At 67.5% G+C, this 22,675-nt stretch carries 23 protein-coding genes; 16 read left to right on the forward strand and 7 right to left on the reverse strand.

All coding sequences use genetic code 11. The features are described 5' to 3' along the window. Positions 1–621, reverse strand: a 621-nt coding sequence (locus MELE44368_RS18920) for a VOC family protein (RefSeq protein WP_241566686.1), incomplete at its 3' end; no start/stop codon positions are given. A 96-nt stretch (positions 622–717) separates the two neighbouring features. Between MELE44368_RS18920 and MELE44368_RS18925 the strand changes: the two genes are divergently transcribed. The 7 genes from MELE44368_RS18925 to MELE44368_RS18955 all read left to right on the forward strand — a co-directional run bounded on the left by MELE44368_RS18925 (position 718) and on the right by MELE44368_RS18955 (position 7,570). After that, the gene (locus tag MELE44368_RS18925) at positions 718–1,338 is read left to right on the forward strand and encodes a TetR/AcrR family transcriptional regulator (protein ID WP_128109916.1); all 621 of its coding nucleotides are present in this window, start codon (positions 718–720) and stop codon (positions 1,336–1,338) included. Continuing rightward, on the forward strand, positions 1,335–2,474 hold the full coding sequence (locus MELE44368_RS18930; protein WP_128109917.1) for an alpha/beta hydrolase: 1,140 nt from the start codon (positions 1,335–1,337) through the stop codon (positions 2,472–2,474). The genes MELE44368_RS18925 and MELE44368_RS18930 overlap by 4 nt, the downstream gene beginning before the upstream one ends. After that, positions 2,465–3,469 (forward strand): 2-hydroxyacid dehydrogenase, encoded by a 1,005-nt coding sequence (locus MELE44368_RS18935; protein WP_128109918.1) that lies wholly within the window; start codon positions 2,465–2,467, stop codon positions 3,467–3,469. The genes MELE44368_RS18930 and MELE44368_RS18935 overlap by 10 nt, the downstream gene beginning before the upstream one ends. A gap of 61 nt (positions 3,470–3,530) precedes the next feature. Further along, a complete protein-coding gene (locus tag MELE44368_RS18940) occupies positions 3,531–4,706 on the forward strand; it encodes an MFS transporter (RefSeq protein ID WP_128109944.1) in 1,176 nt (391 codons plus the stop codon). Then, positions 4,684–6,909 (forward strand): acyl-CoA dehydrogenase family protein, encoded by a 2,226-nt coding sequence (locus tag MELE44368_RS18945; protein WP_128109919.1) that lies wholly within the window; start codon positions 4,684–4,686, stop codon positions 6,907–6,909. The genes MELE44368_RS18940 and MELE44368_RS18945 overlap by 23 nt, the downstream gene beginning before the upstream one ends. Positions 6,910–6,949: 40 nt before the next feature. Beyond that, on the forward strand, positions 6,950–7,213 hold the full coding sequence (locus tag MELE44368_RS18950; RefSeq protein ID WP_241566687.1) for a hypothetical protein: 264 nt from the start codon (positions 6,950–6,952) through the stop codon (positions 7,211–7,213). Between the two features lie 39 nt (positions 7,214–7,252). Then, positions 7,253–7,570 carry a hypothetical protein gene (locus tag MELE44368_RS18955; protein ID WP_128109920.1) on the forward strand — a complete coding sequence of 106 codons (318 nt, stop codon included), beginning with the start codon at positions 7,253–7,255 and terminating at the stop codon, positions 7,568–7,570. Positions 7,571–7,642: 72 nt separating this feature from the next. On the opposite strand, the gene fadD2 is transcribed toward MELE44368_RS18955, so the two are convergent. Then, entirely contained in the window at positions 7,643–9,334 is a 1,692-nt protein-coding gene (gene fadD2 / locus MELE44368_RS18960) for a long-chain-fatty-acid--CoA ligase FadD2 (protein ID WP_128109921.1), read from the reverse strand. A 65-nt stretch (positions 9,335–9,399) separates the two neighbouring features. Here fadD2 and MELE44368_RS18965 point away from each other — a divergent pair, with 65 nt between their 5' ends. The 3 genes from MELE44368_RS18965 (at position 9,400) to MELE44368_RS18975 (ending at position 11,636) form a co-directional block, all read left to right on the forward strand. Further along, positions 9,400–10,650, forward strand: coding sequence for a DNA polymerase domain-containing protein (locus tag MELE44368_RS18965; RefSeq protein ID WP_128109922.1), 1,251 nt, complete (start codon positions 9,400–9,402; stop codon positions 10,648–10,650). Positions 10,651–10,837: 187 nt separating this feature from the next. After that, positions 10,838–11,179, forward strand: a complete 342-nt coding sequence (locus MELE44368_RS18970; RefSeq protein WP_306439161.1) for an anti-anti-sigma factor — start codon at positions 10,838–10,840, stop codon at positions 11,177–11,179. An 85-nt stretch (positions 11,180–11,264) separates the two neighbouring features. After that, positions 11,265–11,636 carry an NYN domain-containing protein gene (locus tag MELE44368_RS18975; protein ID WP_128109924.1) on the forward strand — a complete coding sequence of 124 codons (372 nt, stop codon included), beginning with the start codon at positions 11,265–11,267 and terminating at the stop codon, positions 11,634–11,636. Here MELE44368_RS18975 and MELE44368_RS18980 read toward each other — a convergent pair. Beyond that, positions 11,594–12,259: a TIGR03086 family metal-binding protein gene (locus tag MELE44368_RS18980; protein ID WP_128109925.1), complete on the reverse strand. Its 666-nt coding sequence runs from the start codon at positions 12,257–12,259 to the stop codon at positions 11,594–11,596. The genes MELE44368_RS18975 and MELE44368_RS18980 overlap by 43 nt on opposite strands. Before the next feature lie 51 nt (positions 12,260–12,310). On the opposite strand from MELE44368_RS18980, the gene MELE44368_RS18985 reads away from it, so the two are divergent. Beyond that, positions 12,311–12,754, forward strand: a complete 444-nt coding sequence (locus MELE44368_RS18985) for a MarR family winged helix-turn-helix transcriptional regulator (RefSeq protein ID WP_128109926.1) — start codon at positions 12,311–12,313, stop codon at positions 12,752–12,754. Beyond that, the gene (locus MELE44368_RS18990) at positions 12,751–14,163 is read left to right on the forward strand and encodes an NCS2 family permease (protein ID WP_128109927.1); all 1,413 of its coding nucleotides are present in this window, start codon (positions 12,751–12,753) and stop codon (positions 14,161–14,163) included. The genes MELE44368_RS18985 and MELE44368_RS18990 overlap by 4 nt, the downstream gene beginning before the upstream one ends. A 9-nt stretch (positions 14,164–14,172) precedes the next feature. On the opposite strand, the gene MELE44368_RS18995 is transcribed toward MELE44368_RS18990, so the two are convergent. Continuing rightward, positions 14,173–14,850 (reverse strand): IF2 family translation initiation factor, encoded by a 678-nt coding sequence (locus tag MELE44368_RS18995; protein WP_128109928.1) that lies wholly within the window; start codon positions 14,848–14,850, stop codon positions 14,173–14,175. 2 nt (positions 14,851–14,852) lie between these two features. Next, a complete protein-coding gene (locus MELE44368_RS19000) occupies positions 14,853–15,428 on the reverse strand; it encodes a CsbD family protein (protein WP_128109929.1) in 576 nt (191 codons plus the stop codon). A 239-nt stretch (positions 15,429–15,667) separates the two neighbouring features. Between MELE44368_RS19000 and MELE44368_RS19005 the strand changes: the two genes are divergently transcribed. Continuing rightward, complete coding sequence (locus MELE44368_RS19005) at positions 15,668–16,609, forward strand: NAD(P)/FAD-dependent oxidoreductase (protein WP_128109930.1); 942 nt, start codon at positions 15,668–15,670, stop codon at positions 16,607–16,609. On the opposite strand, the gene fadD4 is transcribed toward MELE44368_RS19005, so the two are convergent. Further along, complete coding sequence (gene fadD4, locus MELE44368_RS19010) at positions 16,555–18,117, reverse strand: fatty-acid--CoA ligase FadD4 (protein ID WP_128109931.1); 1,563 nt, start codon at positions 18,115–18,117, stop codon at positions 16,555–16,557. The two genes, MELE44368_RS19005 and fadD4, sit on opposite strands and share 55 nt — an antisense overlap. A gap of 117 nt (positions 18,118–18,234) precedes the next feature. Here fadD4 and MELE44368_RS19015 point away from each other — a divergent pair, with 117 nt between their 5' ends. Together MELE44368_RS19015 and MELE44368_RS19020 are read left to right on the forward strand one after the other, a co-directional pair. Continuing rightward, positions 18,235–18,990 carry an SDR family oxidoreductase gene (locus tag MELE44368_RS19015; protein WP_128109932.1) on the forward strand — a complete coding sequence of 252 codons (756 nt, stop codon included), beginning with the start codon at positions 18,235–18,237 and terminating at the stop codon, positions 18,988–18,990. 133 nt (positions 18,991–19,123) lie between these two features. Then, positions 19,124–20,191 carry an NAD(P)H-dependent amine dehydrogenase family protein gene (locus MELE44368_RS19020; protein ID WP_128109933.1) on the forward strand — a complete coding sequence of 356 codons (1,068 nt, stop codon included), beginning with the start codon at positions 19,124–19,126 and terminating at the stop codon, positions 20,189–20,191. 12 nt (positions 20,192–20,203) lie between these two features. On the opposite strand, the gene MELE44368_RS19025 is transcribed toward MELE44368_RS19020, so the two are convergent. Next, the gene (locus MELE44368_RS19025) at positions 20,204–21,439 is read right to left on the reverse strand and encodes a cytochrome P450 (RefSeq protein ID WP_128109934.1); all 1,236 of its coding nucleotides are present in this window, start codon (positions 21,437–21,439) and stop codon (positions 20,204–20,206) included. Between the two features lie 100 nt (positions 21,440–21,539). On the opposite strand from MELE44368_RS19025, the gene MELE44368_RS19030 reads away from it, so the two are divergent. Further along, positions 21,540–22,625: an NAD(P)H-dependent amine dehydrogenase family protein gene (locus MELE44368_RS19030; RefSeq protein ID WP_128109935.1), complete on the forward strand. Its 1,086-nt coding sequence runs from the start codon at positions 21,540–21,542 to the stop codon at positions 22,623–22,625. Positions 22,626–22,675: the final 50 nt, after the last annotated feature.

The raw sequence follows: 22,675 nt of genomic DNA on the forward strand, positions 1-22,675 counted from the left end.
TTCCCTCACCACTTGACAATGCCTCGCACTTTCCCGCCCGTTTGTCCCTTTCGGCGAGAAGCGGCGGTCCGCCGCGGTCTTGGGGACGGTCGTCGCGGTGTCCTCGTCGGTGAATTCCTTCGTCCAGCACGCGAACTCGAGGGTGATGCCGTCGGGGTCGTGGAAGTAGAACGACCGCACGTAGACGCCGGGATGCACGGTGGGCGACACCTGCATCTCGCTCTCGTCGTGGTTGAGCACCGGGCCGACCCGCACTCCTTTGTCCTTGAGCTTCTGGCGGTACTCGTCGAACTTCTCGGCCGGTACGTGAAACGCCAGGTGGTTCATGGTGCTGACCGCGCTGACGATGTCACCGATGCCCGGAATGGCCGCCGGCGAGGAGATGCCCGGCACCCGGTCCGGCGCGTCGGCGAACCAGAAGAACGCCACGCAGTCGCCGTTGCCCGCGTCGAAGAAGAAGTGCTGCCCCATGCCGCCCGGCAAGTCCAGCGACTTGATCAGCGGCATCCCGAGCACATTGCTGTAGAAGTCGACGGTCTTCTCCATGTCCGAACAGACCAGCGCCACATGGTTGATGCCGCCGAGCTCGAATTCGGAGTTGGGGTTGTCGGGCTTGATCATGCCGCGCCTCCTCGGGCGAAACTCTGGCCAAGAACGCAAACTGAATCTAACATCAGGTTCAGTTTCGAGCAATGGCCCGCGAAGGAGTCCGCCCGAATGACCGTCACGCCGCGCACGCCGCTGCCGACCGTGCGCGGCAGACAGACCAAAGCCGCCATCGACGCCGCCGCGCGCGCCGTGATCGCGCGCAAAGGCATTCTGGCCACGACGATTTCGGATATCGCCGCCGAAGCGGGCCGCTCCACGGCGTCGTTCTACAACTACTACGACTCCAAGGAAGCCATGGTCCGCGAGTGGGCCGTGCGATTCCGCGACGAAGCCAAAGAACGCGCCCGCGCCGCGACCGAACCCGGGCTGACCAACTGGGAGCGGTCCTACCAGGCTGCCGCCGCGCACTGGACCACCTACCGCCACCGACTGGCCGAGATGATCAGCGTCTCCCAGCTGGCGATGGTCAACGACGACTTCGCGCAGTACTGGCAGGACATCTGCGCGCTGCCCATCGCGTTGATCACCAAGATGATCAAACACGCCCAGCGGCAAGGCTTCTGCCGCGACGACGATCCCCACCTGACCGCGGTGGCGCTGGTGTCGATGCTCAACCAGTTCTGCTATACGCAGCTGTCGGGCGGCGGGAGGGACCCCGACGACGAGGCGTGTATCACCACGCTGGCCAACATCTTCTACCGCACGATCTACTTCGAGGGGCCCCCATGAGCAGAACGGTGAGCGCCGGTGCGCCGGGCGTCGTCCGCGAGTTCGTCGGACTCGATTCCTCCACCGCCCGGCGGGCCGGCGCTGGCGGACACCCGTGCCAGGGGCTGTATCACCGCGGAGTGGGACGCAAACCCAAGGTGGCGATGATCGCCACCCACTACCAGATCGACTTCTCCGAGCACTATCTCGCCGACTACATGGCCACCAGGGGCATCGGGTTCCTGGGCTGGAACACCCGATACCGCGGCTTCGAGAGCAGCTTCCTGCTCGACCACGCGCTGGTCGACATCGGCGTCGGGGTTCGCTGGCTGCGTGAAGTGGCCGGCGTGGAAACCGTTGTACTGTTGGGCAATTCCGGCGGCGGTTCGCTGATGGCGGCCTATCAGGCACAGGCGGTCGACCCACATGTCACACCGCTTCTCGGAATGCGGCCCGCAGCCGGCCTCAACGAGTTGCCGCCGGCCGACGGTTACGTCGCCAGCGCCGCGCATCCCGGAAGGCCCGACGTGCTCACCGCCTGGATGGACGGTGCGGTGATCGACGAGAACGACGCCGTCGCAACCGATCCCGACCTGGACCTGTTCAACGAGAACAACGGCCCACCGTATTCACCGGAGTTCGTCGAGCGCTACCGCGCGGCCCAGATCGCCCGCAACCACGCGATCACCGACTGGGCCGAAACCGAGCTCAAGCGGGTACGCGCGGCCGGCTTCTCGGACCGGCCGTTCACGGTGATGCGGACCTGGGCGGACCCGCGCATGGTCGACCCGTCGCTGGAGCCGACCAAGCGACCGGCCAACATGTGCTACGCCGGTGTCCCCGTGAAGGCCAACCGCTCGGCGCACGGCATCGCCGCGGCGAGCACGCTGCGCAACTGGATCGGCATGTGGAGCCTGCGCCACGCGCAGACGCGCGCCGAACCGCACCTCGCCCGAATCGACTGCCCCGCACTGGTGATCAACGCCGAGCAGGACACCGGCGTGTTCCCGTCCGACGCCCAGCGCATCTACGACGCGTTGGCGAGCACCGACAAGACGTTGCGTTCGGTCGACACCGACCACTACTTCACCACGCCGGGGGCCCGCAGCGAGAAGGCCGACCTGATCGCCAAGTGGATTGCCAGGCGATGGCGTTGACTGTCGGCTCTTCGCGCGAGCGCTCATCGCTAAGAGTCCTCGCGCACTTCTCACCGGGCGCCAAGGTCGCCGAATTCCTTGCCCCGTATACCGATTGGCTCGACATCCGCTACTGCGCAGAGGATGACGACGAGACGTTCTACCGCGAGCTACCCGACGCCGAGGTGATCTGGCATGTGCTGCGCCCGATCTCCGGTGCGGATCTCGAGCAGGCCAAGCGGCTGCGGCTGGTCCACAAGATGGGCGCCGGCGTCAACACCATCGACGTCGACACCGCGACCCGGCTGGGTGTCGCCGTCGCCAACATGCCGGGCGCCAACGCGGCGTCGGTGGCCGAGGGCACGGTGCTGCTCATGCTGGCCGCGCTGCGCCGGCTGATCGAACTGGACCGGGCCACCCGCGAAGGCCGGGGCTGGCCGTCAGATCCCAGCCTCGGCGAGGCGGTGCGCGACATCGGCGGCTGCACGGTCGGGCTCGTCGGTTACGGCAACATCGCCAAGAGGGTCGAGCGCATCGTCGTCGCGATGGGCACCCCGCCGTCGGAGGTGCTGCACACCAGCACCCGAGACGACGGACATCCCCACTGGCGGTCGCTGCCCGAGCTGCTGGCGGACAGCGACATCGTCTCGCTGCATCTACCGCTGACCAACCAGACGCTGGGCCTGCTCGATGCATCCGCGCTGGCCCGGATGAAACCCGAAGCGGTGCTGGTGAACACCTCGCGCGGCGCGATCGTCGACGAGATTGCGCTGACCGAGGCGCTGCGGGCCGGACGGATCGCCGCCGCCGGCCTGGATGTGTTCGCCACCGAACCGGTCTCGCCGGACAACCCGTTGCTGACGCTGGACAACGTGGTGCTCACCCCGCACGTGACGTGGTACACCGTCGACACCATGCGCCGCTACCTGACCCATGCAGTCGAGAACTGCCGACGGCTGCGGGGGGGTCGAGAGCTGCAGAACGTCGTCAACACGGTCGAAGGGGTGACCGATTAACGCGCCGTCGCCGCAAACGCGCACCGTGCGCAAGGTCGTTGTGCGCCTGGTGCCGTTTCTGATGGCGATGTACTTCGTCAACTACCTGGACCGGACCAACCTCGGCATCGCGAAGGCCAGCATCAGCGAGGACCTGCAGCTGTCGACGACGATGTTCGGGTTCGCGGCGGGCATCTTCTTCATCGGATACGTCTTGGTGGAGGTGCCGTCGAACCTCGCGCTGCACAGATTCGGCGCGCGGCGCTGGCTGGCCCGCATCGCGGTGTCGTGGGGAATCATCGTGGTGGCCATCGGGTTCGCGCCCAACGCCGCGACGCTGCTGGTCCTGCGCTTCTTGCTCGGGGTGGCCGAAGCCGGGTTGTTTCCCGGCGTCATCTTCTACCTGAGCCGCTGGTTTCCCACCGCATATCGGGCCCGCGTCGTCGCGATGTTCATGTTGGCCATCCCGATCGCCGCCGCGGTCGGCACACCCCTGGCGGCCTGGTTGATCCACGTCGGCGACGACCTGTTCGAGGCAGGCTGGCAGTTCATGATGATCTGCTGCGGCATCCCCGCGGTGGTGCTCGGGGTGGCGTGCTGGTTCTACCTCACCGACCGGCCGGCCGACGCGCACTGGCTCTCCGACGAGGAGCGCCGCTGGCTGACCGAGGTGCTGGCCGCCGAGGAAAGTCAGGTCAACGAGCGCTTCGACTTTCCGCTGCGACGCGCACTGGGCAGCATCCCCTACTCCTGCGCGGCGGTCGGCATGTATCTGTGGTCGCGGCACGCCGACCGCACCGCGGAACACGTCTGGCACGTGGGGATCCCGATGCTCGTCGGCGGCCTGACCATTCCGGTCGCGCTGTATCTGGACGGTCCGGTGCTGGTGATGATCGCGGTCACGGTCGTCGCGGTCGGGGTGTTTGGCGCGATCCCGAGTTTCTGGGCCTTGCCGTCACGGTTTCTGACCGGGGTGGCCGCCGCCGGGGCGATCGCGTTGATCAACTCGATCGGCAACCTCGGCGGGTTCGCCGCGCCGTACGTGACCGGCGCGTTGGTCGACCTCACCGGAAGCGAGCGGGCCGGAATGTGGACGGTGGGCGCGGTGATGGTCCTGTCCGCGGCGGTGGTGGTCGCATTGCGCGCCACACCTGCTAGGGACCGACGCTCGCAAGGTAGCCTCGGTCCCAACCGACCGGTTAGTTTGGGGTCAGAAGACACGAGGGAAGGCAACCATGCCGATCGCAATCACGACTGAGCACAACGACCTCGCCGATTCGGTGCGGTCCCTGGTGGAGCGGGTGGCGCCGTCGGAGGTGCTGCACGAAGCCCTGGAGACACCCATCCCCAACCCGCCGCCCTACTGGAAGACGGCGGCCGAGCAGGGGCTGCAGGGTGTTCACCTCGCAGAATCCGTCGGCGGACAAGGGTTCGGCATCCTCGAGCTGGCCATCGTCCTGGCCGAGTTCGGCTACGGCGCGGTGCCCGGTCCGTTCGTGCCGTCGGCGATCGCCAGCGCGCTCATCTCGGCGCACGACCCCGACGCCAAGCTGCTGAACGACCTGGCGTCGGGCAACGCCATCGCCACCTACGCCATCGACTCCGGGCTGACCGCCACCCGCCACGGCGAAGACGATTCGGCGAGCCTGGTCATCCGCGGCGAGGTGCGCGCGGTGCCGGCCGCCGCGCAGGCCTCGGTGCTGGTGCTGCCCGTCGCCGGGCTCGAGGAAGGCACCAGCGGCTCCAAGTGGGTGGTGCTCGACGCCGACCAGCTCGAGATCGAACCCGTCAAGAGCGTCGACCCGCTGCGGCCGGTGGCGCACGTGCGGGCCAACGCGGTCGAGGTCGGCGACGACCGGGTGCTGCACAACCTGAACCCGACCCTGGCGCGCGCGCTGATCACGACGCTGCTGTCGGCCGAATGCATCGGTGTCGCCCGCTGGGCCACCGACACCGCGTCGGAGTACGCCAAGATCCGCGAGCAGTTCGGCCGCCCGATCGGGCAGTTCCAGGCCGTCAAACACAAGTGCGCCAACATGATCGCCGAGACCGAGCGGGCCACCGCCGCGGTCTGGGACGCGGCGCGCGCGATCGACGAAGCGCGCGACGGCGGCGAAAACGGCGCGCAGGAAAGCGCTTTCGAGTTCGCCGCGGCCGTCGCCGCCACCCTGGCTCCCGTGGCCGCCCAGAACTGCGCCCAGGATTGCATCCAGGTGCACGGCGGCATCGGCTTCACCTGGGAGCACGACACCAACGTCTACTACCGGCGGGCGCTGGTGCTGGCGGCGTCCTTCGGCCGCCTCGCCGACTATCCGCAGCAGGTCGTCGACGTCGCGACCAGCACCGGACTGCGCCAGCTCAACATCGACCTCGACCCGGAGACCGAGAAGCTCCGCGATGAGATCCGCGCGGAAGTCGCTGCGCTGAAAGCGATTCCGCGTGAGGAGCGCAATACCGCGATCGCGGAGGGCGGCTGGGTGCAGCCGCACCTGCCCAAGCCGTGGGGCCGCTCGGCCGGGCCCGTCGAGCAGATCATCATCGCCCAGGAGTTCGAGACCGGTCGGGTCAAACGCCCGGCCATGGGGATCGCGGCCTGGATCATCCCGTCGATCGTCGCGTTCGGCACCGACGAGCAGAAGCACCGCTTCCTGCCGCCGACGTTCCGCGGCGAAATGATCTGGTGCCAGCTGTTTTCCGAGCCGGGAGCCGGCTCGGACCTGGCCAGCCTGTCCACCAAGGCCACCAAGGTCGACGGTGGCTGGCGCATCACCGGGCAGAAGATCTGGACGACGGGCGCACAGCACTCGCACTGGGGTGCGCTGCTGGCCCGGACGGATCCGAGCGCTCCGAAACACAACGGCATCACCTACTTCCTGCTCGACATGAAGAGCAAGGGCGTGGAGGTCAAGCCGTTGCGGGAGCTGACCGGCAACGCGATGTTCAACACGGTGTTCCTCGATGACGTGTTCGTCCCCGACGACATGGTCCTCGGCGAGGTCAATCGCGGCTGGGAGGTCAGCCGCAACACGCTGACCGCCGAGCGGGTTTCGATCGGCAGCAGCGAGCCGCCGTTCCTGGCCAACCTCAACGGGTTCGTGGAGTTCATCAAGGACGGCCAGTTCGACCAGATCGAGCAGAACCACGCCGGTCACCTGATCGCCGAGGGCTACGCGGCCAAGGTGCTCAACATGCGCTCGACGCTGCTGACCCTCGCCGGCGGCGACCCGATGCCCGCCGCGGCCATCTCGAAACTGCTCTCGATGAAGACCGGTCAGGGCTACGCGGAGTTCGCGGTCGCGTCGTTCGGCACCGACGGCGCGATCGCCGAGCCCGGTGAGATCCAGGGCACGTGGCTGGAATACCTGCTCGGCAGCCGCGCCACCACGATCTACGGCGGCACCACCGAGGTGCAGCTCAACATCATCGCCGAGCGGCTGCTCGGGCTGCCCCGCGATCCCTAACCGCCCGGAAATGGGTTGCCTGCGGGCGTAGCCTGGGGTTGTGAGCGGCTTCAAGGTCCGGTTGGCAGGCGCCGCGGCCGCGGTCGGGGTGCTCGTCGCGCCCTCGATGCTGGTCGACCCGCCCGCGGTGCAGCACGAGGCCGAACCCTGCTACAACGGCATCGTCCCGGGTAACCCGTGGGCGACGTCGTGCAACTTCGGGCCCCGTCCGCCGAGGGTGCGTGGCGGGCTGCCCGATCAGACGGCAGTGATCGCCTGCCGCGGCTGGCCCGGCTGCCTGTCCTGGTACATCAACGGCCCATGATGATCGTTTAGCAACCGCGGCTACGGAAACTCCTCAAACATGACCAACGACGCTGAGAAGCGGTTCGACCGCCCAAGTGCGTTTCGAGCGGCCGCCGCCTACACCGCTGTCGTGGTCGCGATCGCGGCTGCCGCGTTCGCGATCTACGCGTTCATCGACCGGACCTCGGTGGTCGGAGCATCGACCGTGCCCGCGATCCTGCTGGTCGGCGGCATCGGCGCGTTCGTCAGGACCTACCACCTGTGGAAGGAAGAGACCGGCGGCTGGGTGGCGTGGCAGGGCGCCGGCTGGTTCCTGCTCATCCTGATGCTGGTCTGCCTGTCCATTCCCGGCGCAGCGCTGATGTCGTCCAACTGACCTGCCCGGCGAGCAGACGCGAAAACCCCCAAAACACCCCATTTTCGGGGGTTTTCACGTCTGCTCGGCGGACTAATCGTCGGCACCGCCGACAGGCATCTCCCGGAGCTCGCGTTTGAGGATCTTGCCGGTCGGGTTGCGGGGTAGCTCGTCGAGGAAGACCACCTCACGCGGCACCTTGTAGCGCGCGAGGTGATCGCGGACGTAGTGCTTGATGTCATCCTCGCCGATGTCGGCGCCCTCGGCCTTGACCACGAATGCCCGCAACCGGTGCCCCCACTCCTTGTCCTCGACGCCGAGCGCGGTGGCCTCCACGACGTCGGGATGGCCGCTGATGAGGTCCTCGACCTCGGCCGGGAACACGTTCTCGCCGCCGGACACGATCATCTCGTCGTCTCGGCCGCTGACGTACAGCAGACCGTCCTCGTCGAAGTAGCCGACGTCGCCGGAGGACATCAGGCCGTCGACGATCTGCTTGTGGCCGCCGCCGGTGTAGCCCTCGAACGGGAAGAAGTTGCCGACGAAGATCCGGCCGACCTCGCCCCGCGGCAGTTCGTTGCCGTTCTCGTCGAGGATCTTGACCTGGACGCCCTTGACCACGGGCCCGACGGTGGCCGGGTTCTTCTGCAGATCCTGGGGCCGCGCGATGGTCGCGAACGCGATCTCGGTGGACCCGTACAGGTTGTAGATGACCGGTCCGAGCGCCTCCATGGCACGGGTGGCCAGCTCGGCGCCGAGTTGCGATCCCGACACGAACACGATGCGCAGCGACGACAGGTCCGGTTTGCGTTCCATGCTCTCGAGCGTGTCGAGTATGCGCGACAACATGACCGGCACCACCACGATCGCCGTCACCTTGTACTTCTCGATGTCCTCGAGCACGGTGGCCGGTTTGAAGCGGCGGCGCAGCACCAGCGTGCTGCCCAGCATCATCGCGATCGTGGCGTGCAGGAAGCCGAGCGCGTGAAACATCGGCGCCGGTAGCGACGTCAGCTCGTTGGCCTTGAACGGCACGTGCGAGAGCACGCCGCCGATGGGCGCCAGCGTCGGCGGGGTGCTTCGGTTGGCGCCCTTGGGCGTTCCGGTGGTGCCGCTGGTCAGGATGATGACCGACGAGTGCTTCGTGGCCTTGGGTGCGGGCCGCCCGGTACTGCGGGCGATGACGTCGGCCAGCGTCTCGTCGGTGGAACCCGACGGCTCCTCCTTATCGGGGTTCTTGCCCAGCGCACGCAATTTCCCAAGGGGCGGTTCGGCTTTGGCGACGGCGGCGGTGTACTCGTCGTCGTAGATGATCAGCTTGGCGCCTTCGCGCTCGGCGACCTCCTTGATCTGCGGACCGGAGAACTCGCTGTTGAGCATGATGACGCGCGCTCCGACGCGGGCGGCACCGTAGAACGCGATCAGGAACCAGCGGTGGTTGCGCGCCAGCAGGGCGACCCCGTCGCCGCCCTTGACGCCCATCGCCAGCAGGCCGTTGGCCACGGCGTGCGCGGCGTGGTCGAGTTCGCCGAAGGTGATCTCGCCGTCGTCGTCGATCACCGCCACACGGTCCGGGGTACGGCGGGCGTTGAGCGCCGGGATCATGCCGAACTCGCCCCAGCGCCGGATGTCGGCAAGCATCGCGGCGATGTTCTGGGGCGGCTCGAGCTTGAACGCTCCGGCCTCGAACATCTTGATCAAGTAGTGCAATTCAGCCGAGCCGCGTTCGAGAAGCTGCTGCGCTTTGGCCGCGGCCTGCAACGGGACATCTGTCAGCTTGGGCATACCGCCACAATATGTGACTTGCGTCGCACGGCGGTGGGAATGCTGCGCGGAACTACCATGACGGCATGGCCGGTCCGCGAACGCTCGAGGTCGACGGCCGGCAGGTGCGCATCACCAATCCGGACAAGGTGATTTTCCCGGATCTCGGCGTCACCAAGCTCGACCTGATCCACTACTACCTCGCGGTCGCCGACGGCGCCCTGCGCGGCGTGGCAGGCCGCCCGATGATCCTCAAGCGGTTCGTCAAGGGCATCACCGAGGAGGCGGTCTTCCAGAAACGCGCACCGGCGAACCGACCCGATTTCGTCGACGTGGCGGAGCTGAAGTACGCCTCGGGAACGTCGGCGGCCGAGGCGGTCATCTCGGATGCCGCGGGGCTGGTGTGGGCGGTGAACCTCGGCTGCGTCGACCTCAACCCGCACCCGGTGCGCGCCGACGATCTCGCCCACCCCGACGAGTTGCGGGTCGACCTGGACCCGATGCCCGGGGTGGCGTGGCGCCAGATCATCGACGTCGCGCTGGTCGCCCGCGAGGTGCTCGAGGACCACGGGCTGACCGCGTGGCCCAAGACCTCGGGGTCGCGCGGCTTCCACATCTACGCACGCATCCAGCGGCGGTGGCCGTTCAAGTTCGTCCGCCTCGCCGCACAGGCCGTCGCGCGCGAGGTCGAACGGCGGGCACCCGAACTCGCGACCGCCCGCTGGTGGAAAGAGGAACGCGAGGGCGTGTTCGTCGACTTCAACCAGAACGCGTTCGACCGCACGGTCGCCTCGGCGTACTCGGTGCGCGCCACACCGGACGCGCGGGTGTCCACACCGCTTCGGTGGGACGAGGTGCCCGACTGCGACCCCGCGGCGTTCACCATCGCGACCGTGCCCGAGCGGTTCGGGGCCGTCGGGGACCCGTGGGAGGAGATGGACGACTCGGCCGGTTCGCTGGACGCGCTGCTCGATCTGGCCGACCGGCTCGGTCCCGCCGAGAAGGCGCCCCGCGGAGCCAGGAAGGGCTCGGCCGCGAAGGGCGCCGGCCGCCGGGTGTCCTCGAAGCCGCTCATCGAGATCGCGCGGACCAAGACCAAGGACGAAGCGATGGCGGCACTCGAGCAGTGGCGGCAACGTTACCCGTCAGTAGCCGAAAAGCTCCAGCCCGCAGATGTTCTCGTCGACGGTATGCGCGGGCCCAGCTCGATCTGGTATCGCATCAGGATCAACCTGCAGCATGTGCCGGAAAAGCAGCGGCCACCGCAGGAACCGTTGCTCGCCGATTACAGCCCGTGGGAGAACTACTCGGGACCGCAATGGCTGCACCGCGACTGACGATTTGCTAGCCCGGCCGAAAACGGCTTCTTACCAAAGTATTAGCCACCGCTCCCGGTTGCCTTAAATTGGCCGCCTACCTTGGTCTTCAGGTTGAGGACCTCGAGAGGAGGCAGTGATGTACGGAAATCCGACATTCGACTGCGCTGGGGCCCAGATTCACGCGGTTTGTCGGCAACTGGCCACAGTGGTCACCATCGACGGTGTCATCGACGACGACAACATCGAACGGGTGACCGCGTTCGCCAAGCGCTTCGTGCTCGCCGAAAAGGCCTTCCTGCTCGACCTCAGCGGTGTGACTTCGTTTACGCCGCAGTCTGTTTCACTTCTCTACGCCCTTGACGACAGCTGCTACGACGCCGAGGTGGACTGGTCGATGGTGACCAGCGCCGCAGTGCAGGACGCGCTGGGCGGCGTGGCGGCCGGCTTCCCCGTCGCGGCCTCTGTTCACGACGCCCTTCATCAATTCGCCGCAGGCATCGACGAACGCCGCCGCCTGCTCCCGTTGCTGACCAAGAAGACCGCATAGCGGAAGAGGTCGATCATCGTGTTACTGGATATTCGCTGGCTGGGATACCTGGTCGGTTGGCGGCACACCCCGGCCAAGCGGGGGCATGCGCTGGATCGTTGACGGCATGAACGTCGTCGGGTCACGCCCCGATGGCTGGTGGCGCAACCGCGCTGAGGCGATGGCCACGCTCGTCGGCCACCTGGAGCGGTGGGCGCCCGAAGGTGACCAGGTCACCGTGGTGTTCGAGCGTCCGCCGTCACCGCCGATCGAGTCGTCCGTCATCACCGTCACCCATGCGCCGCGCGCAGCGGCGAACTCCGCCGACGACGAGATCGTGCGGTTGGTGCAGGCCGACGCGCACCCGGCCGACGTCGTCGTCGCCACCTCGGATCGCACGCTGGCCGAACGGGCACGAGCGGCCGGCGCCTCCGTCTATCCGGCGGAGAGGCTGCGCGAGCTCGTCGATCCGCGCTGAGGACCGGCCGGCGCCCAGTCGGGTGAGCGGCCGAGATGCAGGAGCAGCCGATCGAGGTCGCTTGCCGCCGCACCGGCATCCAGCGCGCGGGCGAACGGAGACTTCGGTGCGGTGCGGATCTCGCCGTCGGGCACGGCCAGCGCCAGCGGCAGCACGGCGCTCAGCACGTCGGCGGAGGGGGTGAAAGCCACCCCGAGCGAGCGGGCGACATCCCACCCGTGCACGACGTAGTCGACGAAGTGAAATCCGATGGCCATGGCGCCCGGAAACGTTGCCCCAGGCCCGAATTCGGGCATGGCGAAGCCGGCTTCGAGCACGCCGTCGGTGTCGAACGCGGCGAGCACATCGGCCGCCGCTGCCGCGTACGCACCCGTGGGGTCGGCACGGACGGCGCCGGCCACGGTCTCGGGGTCCCACACCGCCAGGTCGGCACCGGCGCCGCGGGCTGACGCCGCGAACCCGCGATGCTGGACGGTCATGTGTGTCAACAGGTCGGCGAGGTCCCATCCCGCACACGGCGTCGGGCGGTGCAGGTCGCCGACCGTCACTTCGGCGACGATGTCGACGGACGCGGTCACGGCTTGTCGATGGAGTGGGCGGATATCGGTGTCATTCGTATGCATGCGCTTACGATATGCGTTAGTAGATCATTGGTCAATGCCTAATATTCGGTGATGCCTGAGGCCCGCCGTCCCGACCTGGGGGTACTGCTCGCGCCGCTGATCCGCGAGTTGATCGCCGCCGAACGGCCCGTGCTGGATGCGCACGGACTGTCGATGTGGGGATACAGCGTGCTTCTGGCCCTCGACGACGCGCCGGTGCGCACGCAGGCCGCGCTGGCCGCCGCGATCGGCGCCGACAAGACGCGCATCATCCCGACGCTCGACGAACTGCAGGCCAAGGGGTACATCGAGCGAAGGCCCGATCCGGACGACCGGCGGGTGCGGTTGCTGGCCATCACCGAAGCCGGCCGGGCGGTCAAGGACGCAGTACAGGCCGACATCCAGCGCGGCGAGGAGAGGTGGCTGTCGGTGCTGTCGCCGGAGGAACGACGAGTGTTTCTGCGCGCGCTCGCCAAGATGACGCGGGTGGGCGGCAACCCTAGGCTCGACGGATGAGCCGCCTCGACCGCTTCTTCGAGATCTCGAGGCGGGGGTCGACGGTCGCGCGTGAGCTTCGGGGCGGCTTGGTCACGTTCATCGCGATGGCCTACATCATCGTGTTGAACCCGATCATCCTCGGCGGCACCGACGATGTCGCCGGGAACAGCCTGGAGTTCGAACAAGTCTCGGCCGTGACGGCGCTGGCCGCCGGCGTGATGACCATCGTCTTCGGGATCGTGGCGCGGCTGCCGTTCGGGTTCGCCGCCGGGCTTGGTATCAACTCGTTCGTCGCGACCACCCTGGTCGACTCGCTGACCTGGGCCGAGGCCATGGGCCTGGTCGTCATCAACGGCCTGATCATCGTGGTGTTGGCCGCGACCGGGCTGCGCAGGCTGGTGTTCGACGCGGTGCCGATGCCGCTCAAGCTCGCGATCACGGCGGGCATCGGGCTGTTCATCCTGTTCATCGGTCTGGTCGACGCCGGCTTCATCGCCTCCACCGGGGAGCCGTCTCCTCCGGTCGGGCTCGGCAGCGACGGCAGCGGTTCGATCAGCACGGTGCCGACGGTGGTGTTCATCGGGACGCTGCTGCTGACCGCGATCCTGGTCGCCCGGCGCGTGCCGGGCGGCATCCTGATCGGGCTGGCCGTGGGCACCGCGGCCGCGGTGATCATCGAGGCGATCTGGCACCTCGGGCCGGCCACCGAAAAGCCAGGGGGCTGGTCGTTGTCGGTGCCGACCCTTTCGGGTTCGCCGTTCGCGCTGCCCGATCTGTCGCTGGTCGGCGCGGTCAGCCTGGACAGCTTCGGACGCATCGGCGCCATCGCGGCGGTGATGTTCGTGTTCACCCTGGTGTTCGCGAACTTCTTCGACGCGATGGGCACCTTCACCGGCTTGTCCCGTGAGGCCGGGCTCGCCGATGAGAAGGGCACGTTCCCGAGGCTGCGCTCGGCGCTGATCGTGGAGGGTGCGGGGGCGGTCGTCGGCGGTGCGACGTCGGCGTCGTCGAACACGGTCTTCGTCGAATCGGGCGCGGGCATCGGCGAGGGTGCGCGCACCGGGCTGGCCAACATGGTCACCGGCGGGCTGTTCCTCTTGGCGATGTTCATCTCGCCGGTTGCCTCGACCGTGCCGACCGAGGTCGCCGCGGCCGCGTTAGTGGTCGTCGGGGTGATGATGGTGTCGCACCTACGCAACATCGACCTCACCGAGTTCTCGGTGACGCTTTCGGTGGTGCTCACCGTCGTCACGATGCCGTTCTCCTACTCGATCGCCAACGGCATCGGGGTCGGCTTCATCGCCTGGGTGGTATTGCGTTCAGCCGCAGGCAAATTCCGCGAGATCAGCCCGCTGCTGTGGATCGTCGCGGCGGGTTTCCTGCTCTACTTCGCCCGCGCCTGGGTCGAGTCGCTGATCGGCATGTGACGAGCAAGCTCAGCTGTCGGCTTCCCCTTCGCCGTTGCGCTTCTGCTTCTCGGCGTCCGCCAGCCCTTCCATCTGGTCGGCCTGAGCGCGCTTGTTCGCGGCGGCGACGCGTTTGTCCGCCGAATCGTTGAGCTTCGCGGTGGCGGCCGCGGCGGCCTGCTGCTCGGCTCTGGTGATCTCGGCGCGTTCCTTCTCCTTGGCCGACTCCACGGACTTCTTACGCCGCTCAGCGGTTTCGTCGGCCCGCTTGCTTCCGGCGGTGACTCGCTTCTCCGCGTTCTCGACCGCAGCGCGGTTTCGCCGCTGGGCGTCGGTCTGCGCCTGCTTGATCTCGCGGTCCTTGTCGGCGCGGGCCTGCCGTTTGGTCTCGGCTGCCTGCTCGCGGGTCTGTTTGAGGTCGGTGTTGGCCTGCTTGACCCGCTCGGTGGCCGTCTCCTCCAGCTGTACCGCACGGCGCAGCGCGTCGCTGCGCTCCAGGAGCGCGGTGCCGCGCTGTTCGACCTCCGGGGCGTCGATCACGCTGCCCACGGTGACGTCGAGCTTGCCGAGCGAGCGCTCGTAGAACAGCCGCGCCGGAGCTTGGGCGTCCATCCTGGCGACCACCCGATCCTCGATCACCTGCAGCGGAAACCGGGCCAGCTGGTATTGAAAGCGCAGTACCGCGAACGGAACGTCGGTGATCTTCATCGTCAGTTTCCTTCCTGGTCGCGCGGCACACCTGCGTCGTCGGCCAGTTCTTCGGCGCGCTGACGGGCACGGGCGGCGTCGGCGCGGTCGTGTGCCGACGCCCGCACCGATGACCACTGGTCGTCGAGCGCCTCGTCGGTTTCGGCTTGTGCCGCTGCGGTCTCGACGCGCTCCTGCGTCCTGGCCTCCTGGACCTGGCGTTGCGCGTCGTGTTCGGCCTGTCGCCGCTCGGCGGCCAGGTCCTGATGCGCAGCCGCTGTTACGGCCCCCTTGTCCGCGACCCGCTGCCGATCGGCCTGCTGCTTCTCGGCCGCGGCCTGCGCCTCGACCTCGGTGCGCTCTGCAGCGCCCTCCAGCCGCGCTTCTGTCGCCTCTGTCCGCGCCTGCTGTGCTTGGGCATCCGCCACCGACTCGGTGGTGCTGGCCTCCTTGCGCTTGCGCGCCTCGGTCTGTTCGAGCTGGCCTTCGGCGGTCAGCGAATCGTTGCCGGTGACGGCGCCGACGATCTCTTTCGCCTTGCCCTTGACCGACGTGATCAGCCCTTTGCGGGCTTGGTCAGCCTTGTTGTGTTGGGACACTGAAATCCTCCTGAAATGTCTAGGGAACGGGTTTCACCGATCCCGCCGCGCTCAAACACGATGTGCCAAGCGCCACTACACGTGCCGCGTACGGCCGGGGACCAGCCCCGTCCCCACGGTGGACGCGGCCGCCGGACTGCCTTGTGTACCTGGGTTGCCAGTCGCCGAATAGCCGATCGGGGGCTGTTGAAACCCGTATCAAAGGTTTGGCAGGCACGCGCATCGGTAACGTTCGCGCCATGGATGAGCTGTGGGAATGCGTGGTCGTCGGCGGCGGTGCGGCCGGGCTGAGCGCCGCGCTGGTGTTGGGCAGGGCGCGCCGACGCACCCTGCTGGTCGACGCGGGACTGCCGAGCAACTCGGTGGCGCAGGCCATCGGCGGGCTGTTGGGACACGATCGACGCCCGCCTGCCGAGCTGTATGAGATCGGGCGCCGTGAGCTCGCGGAGTATCCGAGCGTGCGCTACCGCGAGGGCGAGGTGGTCAGCGGTACGCCGGACGGCGACCGGTTCCTGCTCGAACTCGCCGACGGCGAGCAGGTGGCGGCCAAGCGGGTGGTGCTGGCCACCGGAATGCAGTACTGCCCGCCCGATCTGCCCGGGCTGGACACGCTGTGGGGCAAGTCGGTGTTCCAATGCCCGTTCTGCCACGGCTGGGAGATGCGCGACGAGCGGCTAGCCACCCTGGCCACCGGCGAGGAAGCCGTCCACTCGGCGTTGATGTTGCGGGGCTGGAGCGACGACGTCGTCCTTCTCACTGACGGGGCGGCCGAGCTCGACGACGACGCGCGACGCCGGTTGTCGGCAGCAGGCGTCCCGGTCGATGAACGCCGCGTCGTCGAACTCGTCGGCCACGACGGGCAGCTGTCGGCGATCGCGTTCGCCGATGGCGGCCGGCTGCCGCGGGACGGGCTGCTGGTGGAGGCGCCGCTGCGGCAGCGCTCGCCGCTGGCCACACAGTTGGGCGCCGCCTGCGCCGAGAGTGGCCTTGCCCCGGACAGCGTCGCCGTGGACGACCTGCACCGAACCAGCACTGCCGCCGTGTTCGCCGCCGGCGACCTCTGCGCCGAGCAACCGTATGTGGCCGGCGCCATCGCCGCGGGCTCGCAGACCGCGATGATCGTGGTTCAGAGCCTGTTGGCCGACGAGTTTGCGCTGCCGTATCCACCGGACGGTGAATAACGCTCAATCAGCTTGTGTTTGTACAGCTTTCCCGCATCGGTGCGGGGTAACTGCGGCTCGAAGGCGATGAATCGGGGGCATTTGTAGTGCGCCATCCGCTCTTTGAGCCAACCGATCAGCGTTTCGGCGAGGTCATCGCAGGCCAGGTCCGGGTCGGCCAACTGCACGACGGCCATGACGCGCTGGCCCATCACCTCGTCGGGAACGCCGAACACCGCCGCGTCGACGACGAGGGGATGGCTGATCAACATGTTCTCGGCTTCCTGCGGATAGATGTTCACGCCGCCGGAGATGATCATGTGGTGGCGACGGTCGGTGAGGTAGAGATAGCCGTCCTGATCGAGGTAACCGACGTCGCCCACCGTGACCCAGCCCTGCGGTGATCGCGCGCCGGCGGTCTTGGCCTCGTCGTTGAGGTAGGCGAATTCGTATCCGCCCTCGTAATAGATCTCGCCGACCTGCCCGGTGGGCAATTCGACCCCGGTCTCGTCGAGGATGTGCGGCGTGCCCATCAACGGCCGACCGACCGATCCCGGACGGCGCAGCCATTCCTCGGCCCGGATGAAGGAGATGCCCGCGCCTTCTGAGGAACCGTAGTACTCGTCGACGATCGGCCCCCACCACTCGATCATCTGACGCTTGATCTCGGGAGGACACGGCGCGGCGGCATGCACGACGCGCACGAGGCTGGACACGTCATAGGCCGCCCGCACCTCCTCGGGCAGCCGCAGCATCTTGACGAACATCGTCGGCACGAACTGCGCGTGGGTCACCCGGTGGCGCTGAATGCACGCCAACGCCTCCTCGGCGTCGAACCGCTCCATGATCACCGTCGTGGCCCCGGTGGCCTGAGCGCACATGGTCCACATGGCGGGGGCGGTGTGGTACAGCGGCGCCGGGCTGAGATACACCGATTCCTCGTCCACGCCGAGCTTTTCGAACACCGGTGTCGACGGCTTGGTGCCGCGCACGGGACCGCGGCCGTTGCGTGGGCGTTTGATGCCTTTGGGCCGGCCGGTGCTGCCGGACGAATACTGAAGCAGATCGCCTTCCTCGTCGATGCCAAGAGGTGTGGTCGATTGATCTGCAACGCATTCCGGGTAGCGCCACCACCCTTCAAGGTCGGTGTCGGCGATCAGCGTGACGGCGGGCAGGCCGTTCGGCAGGTGATCGGCCAGTGCCGCGCAGACGTCTCGGGTGCCCGCCGAACCGATCAGCGCCTTCGCCGCGCAGTCGCTCACGACGTATGCCACCTCGGCGGGGTTGAGGTGGGTGTTGAGCAACGTGTAGTAGAGACCGCTTCGGCGGGCGGCCCACATCATCGCGTGGACGTGCTCGTTGTTGTCCATCAGGATCGCGACGGTGTCCCCGGGGGCGAGCCCGTGGCGGTGCAGCAGATGGGCGATCTGGTTGGCCCGTAGGTCGAGTTCGGCGTACGTGACCACCGCGCCGCTGGAGTTCAGGATGATCGCCGGTTTATCCGGGGAGACTTGATCGTTCAGCCGCATCAGCGCACCATCACCGCGTCAAGGGTAGACCGCGGAACCTGGCGGCGGGGCGATATGAGAATATCTATTCTCAAAGGACGTCGTGGCTCGGGGGCCGTATCGGAAAAGGACCTGGCAATGGGTGGACCACCAGTCGATCTCGACGGAGCGCGAACGCTCATCGTCGGCGCGTCATCCGGTATCGGCCAGGCCTTCGCGGTTGCCGCCCATGCCCGTGGCGCCCGGGTGGCGCTGGCAGCGCGGCGCATCGACGTACTGAACAAGACGGCGGCCATGCTCGACGGCTCCGCGCACGAACTCGACGTGTCCAAGCCCTCGACCATCGAACCGGTCGTCGACCACGTCGCCGATGTCCTCGGTGGAATCGATGTGGTCGTGTTCACCAGCGCGGTGGTTCCTTTCGCCCATATCGAGGAGACCGACATCACCACCTGGGTGCACGCCTACACCGTCAATGCCGTCGGGGCCTCCCACGTGCTGCGGGCTGCGCTGCCCCATCTCTCCGAGAATCCCGTCATCATGGTGGCGTCCAGCCATGACGTCGGCCGTCCACGTGCCGGCGTCGCCGCCTACAACGCGAGCAAGGCCGCCCTCGACGAGATTCTGCGCGCCTGGCGCAGCGAGCACCCCGAGTTGCCGATCATCAGGGTCAGCGTCGGGCCGACGGAGGACACCGAGATCCTGCGCGGCGCGGACCGTGATCTGCTCGCCGAGCTGTACCGGGCGTGGGCGCACCACGGTCAGATTCCCCGGCAGATGTCGGCGGTCTCGGATGTCGCCGAAACCCTGGCGTCGCTGGTGGCCGCGGCCCGTCGCGCACCGACCGTGGTCCCCGAGATCGTCCACCTCGCCCCGCGAATCACCAGGCGTTGAGCTCAGCGGGCCTTGGCCATCCCTTGGCTGGTCCCCGTCCCAACACCTGGTCCATGGACGAGAACACTCCTTTTACCACCCGGAAATGGTTACTCTCACCTCGGCGCACAGTTCTTCAGCGAGAGATTTGTAGATGTCTGTACTGCGAGTGATCCAGTGGGCGACCGGTGGAGTCGGAACCGAGATGGTCACCACGATCCTGGACCACCGGCCCGACCTCCAACTGGTCGGCGCCCGGGTGTATTCCGATGCCAAGCACGGTGTCGACGTCGGCACCCTGGTGGGCAGGCAACCGATCGGCGTCAAGGCCACCACCGACGTCGAGGAGATCCTCGCGCTTGACGCCGACTGTGTGCTCTACGCGCCGCAGTTCACCGACATCGACGACGTGTGCCGGCTACTGGAAAGCGGAAAGAACGTCGCCACACCGTCTTTCCTGTTCCATCCGCGGCGCATTGCCGAGCCCGACCGTGACCGACTGTTGGCCGCCTGCCAGAAGGGCGGTGCGACCGTGCACGGCAGCGGCCTCAATCCGGGCAACCTGTCCGGCGTGCTGCCGCTGGCACTGTCGGGGATGAGCCGCACCATCGACAAGGTCACACTGCAGGAGCGCGCCGACTGGTCGCTGTGGGAAAGCACCGACATCACGTTCGACGGCATGTGGTTCGGGCGCCCGGTCGAGGACCTCACACCGACGGGTAACGACTTTCTGGCGTTCAACTCGGGTCTGTTCACCGAGCAGACCTGGTTCCTCGCCGACGCGCTGAACGCCGGCATCGACGAGGTCACCGTCGACGTCGAGGCGGTTCCGGCGACCCGTGACCATCAGATCTTCGACCACCTCGTGCAGGCGGGCACCACGGCCGGGCAACGCTGGACCTGGGCGGGCAGGCGAGCCGGTGAACCGCTCATCGAGATCGAGACGCTGTGGACGGTCGGCGGCGACTATCCGCCGCACTGGCCGAAGCCCAAGGACGGGTGGACGCTGACCATCGAGGGCGAGCCGTCGATGCAGACGCACTTCTTCTGCCTGGCCAGCTTCAGCCGGCCGGCCTCGATCGAAGACCACGTCCGCTCCGGGCTCGTGGCCGTGGCGTTGCAGGTGGTCAATGCGGTGCCCGCGGTATGCGCCGCGCCGCCTGGTTTCGCGACCATGGCCGACCTTCCGATGATCCGCAGCTATACGGGCTTTGGGAACTAGTACGGGAACACGTCAGTCCCACACCACGTCGAGGCGCGGCGGTGAGCGGAACATCATCCCAGCCACGAACGGCGGTGGTGCGTCCGGATCCAACCGCAGACCTGGCAGCTCGTCGAACAACGCGTTGAAGATCTTCGTGGTTTCCAGGCGGGCCAAGTGCATGCCGAGGCAGACGTGCGCGCCGTGCCCAAAGCCGATGTGAGGCTTGCGCTCCCGATGGATGTCGAACTTCTCGGCGTCATCCCAACGGGTTTCGTCGTGGTTGGCGCTGCCCAGGCTCAGCATCATCGTCGCGCCCCTCGGCAGCTCGACCCCGGCCAGCTCGGTGTCACAGGTGACCTCGCGCATGAAGTTGAGCAGCGGTGTCTCCCAACGGATTCCCTCTTCAATGGCCTGCGGCAGCAGCGAGCGGTCCGTCCGCACCGCGTCGAGCTGGTCGGGATGGGTGAGCAGCCCAAACGCCAGGCTCGCCGTCGACCGCGCGGTGGTCTCCGCGCCCGCCGGCAGCAGGTTGCGCATGAACCCGTAGATCTGCTCATCGGACATCTTCACGCCGTTGACCTCGGCCGCCGCGAGAATGGACACCATGTCGTCCTTGGGGGATCTGCGCTTGTCGGCGAGGATTTCGACGAAGTACTCCTTCATCTGCGCGGATGCGCGCATCGCACAGTCCATATCGGCGCGAAAGCCCAGCAGGTCGATCGCGAGGCGGTGAAAGTGCAGAACGTCCGACTCCGGTAGGCCGAGCAGCGCAGCGATCACCCGGACGGGAATCGGCGAGAACACCGCATCGACCAAGTCGGCGCGCTTGGCGTCCTTGAACTTCGCGATGGTGCGGTCCACCAGCGGGCCGACCAGTTCGACATCCCACCGTTTCATCGACGACCGCGCGAACGCGAACTCATGGAGCTTGCGGTAGACGGCGTGTTCGGGCTCCTGCATCTCGAGGATCGTCGGTCCCTGCAGCGGCCGCACGACGTCTTCGTAACAGCGCGTGCTGAACGTGATGTTGTCGGTGAAGACGGCCTTGACCGTGTCGAACGTGTACGCGGTGAACGTCGGTGGCCCGTCTCCGGAGTTTCCGGCGACGCCCATCTCCGGCCAGCCGGGATGGATGGGCCCCTGTGCGCGCAGTTCCTTGAGCAACGGATACGGCGACGCGTCACCGTCGGCGCCCATGCCCGCGTTGAACTTCTCCTGCGCGTCGCGGATCTGCTGCTCGAGGTCCTCGGTCGCCGGCTCTACCACGCAGTTCAACATACACCCTGATGGTTGCGGTTTGAATAGGGTAGGTTGATCAGCCGGGGGAGCGATCTCGCTTCATCAAAGCGCAACCAGGAGCAGTTGATTGGCTATTCGGGTAGTTCAGTGGGCCACCGGCGCCGTCGGGCGGGCCGCGCTCGCCGAGCTCATCGAGAACCCGGATTTCCAGCTGGTGGGGGTGCTGGTTTACGACCCGGCCAAGGCGGGATTGGACGCCGGTGCCCTGTGTGGCCTGCCCGCCACCACCGGCGTCGTCGCGACGACGGACAAGGACGCGATCGTCGCGCTGGGGGCCGACGTGGTAATCCACGCGGCGAGCAAGGCCCACGCCGTGGAGACGAACGCCGAGGACATCTGCCGGTTGCTAGCCGCCGGGTCCAGCGTGATCACCACGACCTCCTACAACCACCTGCCGACCTACGGCGCCGACGTCGAGGCCGCCTTCGCCCGCGCCTGCGCGGAGGGCAACTCGCGGTTTCACGCCGCGGGCGAGAACCCCGGGTTCATGTTCGAGCGCCTTGTCACGACGATCACCGGGCTGAGCAAGAGCATCGACCGCATCGACCTCTACGAAGCCGTCGACGTCTCGGGCATCGACAGCCGCCCCATGCTCGTCGACCTGATGGGCATGGGCCGTCCGCCGGAGGACGTGAGCGCCGACTCGCCGATCATCGCCAAGCTCGACATGGCCTACCGTCAAGCGCTCAACGCCACCGCCGATGTTCTCGGCATCACGCTCTCGGACATCGCGGTCAGCGTCGAGTGCACCACCCTCGACCGCCCCATCGAGATCGCGGTGGGCACCATCGAGCCTGGCTTGGTTGTGGGCCAACGGTTCTCGTGGACAGGGCGGTGGCACGGTCGTGAGCTGCTGGCGATCCACGAGGAGTGGGTGTTGACCCGCGATTTGCCGCAGTGGGGGCTGCGCCCGCTGGCCGATGGTGAGAAGGCGCCGCTCATCCGGGCGGTGATCAAGGGCGTGCCGAGTTTCGAGCTGCAACTCGATGTCGGGTGGGACGAGGTACCGTCCGGGTTCGAGGGCGCAAACCCGGGGCACCTGATGATCGGGATGAGTGCGGTGCGCGCGATCCCCGACGTGCTGGCCGCGCCGCCGGGAATCGTCGCCGCGCCCGTGTTCGGCGCGATCCAGCTGTACACGCGCTCGCCTTGACTCGCGCCGAAATTTGCGCCAGGGCTGCGATTTCCGCCGTATCGCGACCC

Source organism: Mycolicibacterium elephantis DSM 44368, from assembly GCF_004014805.1.
Lineage (GTDB): Bacteria > Actinomycetota > Actinomycetes > Mycobacteriales > Mycobacteriaceae > Mycobacterium > Mycobacterium elephantis.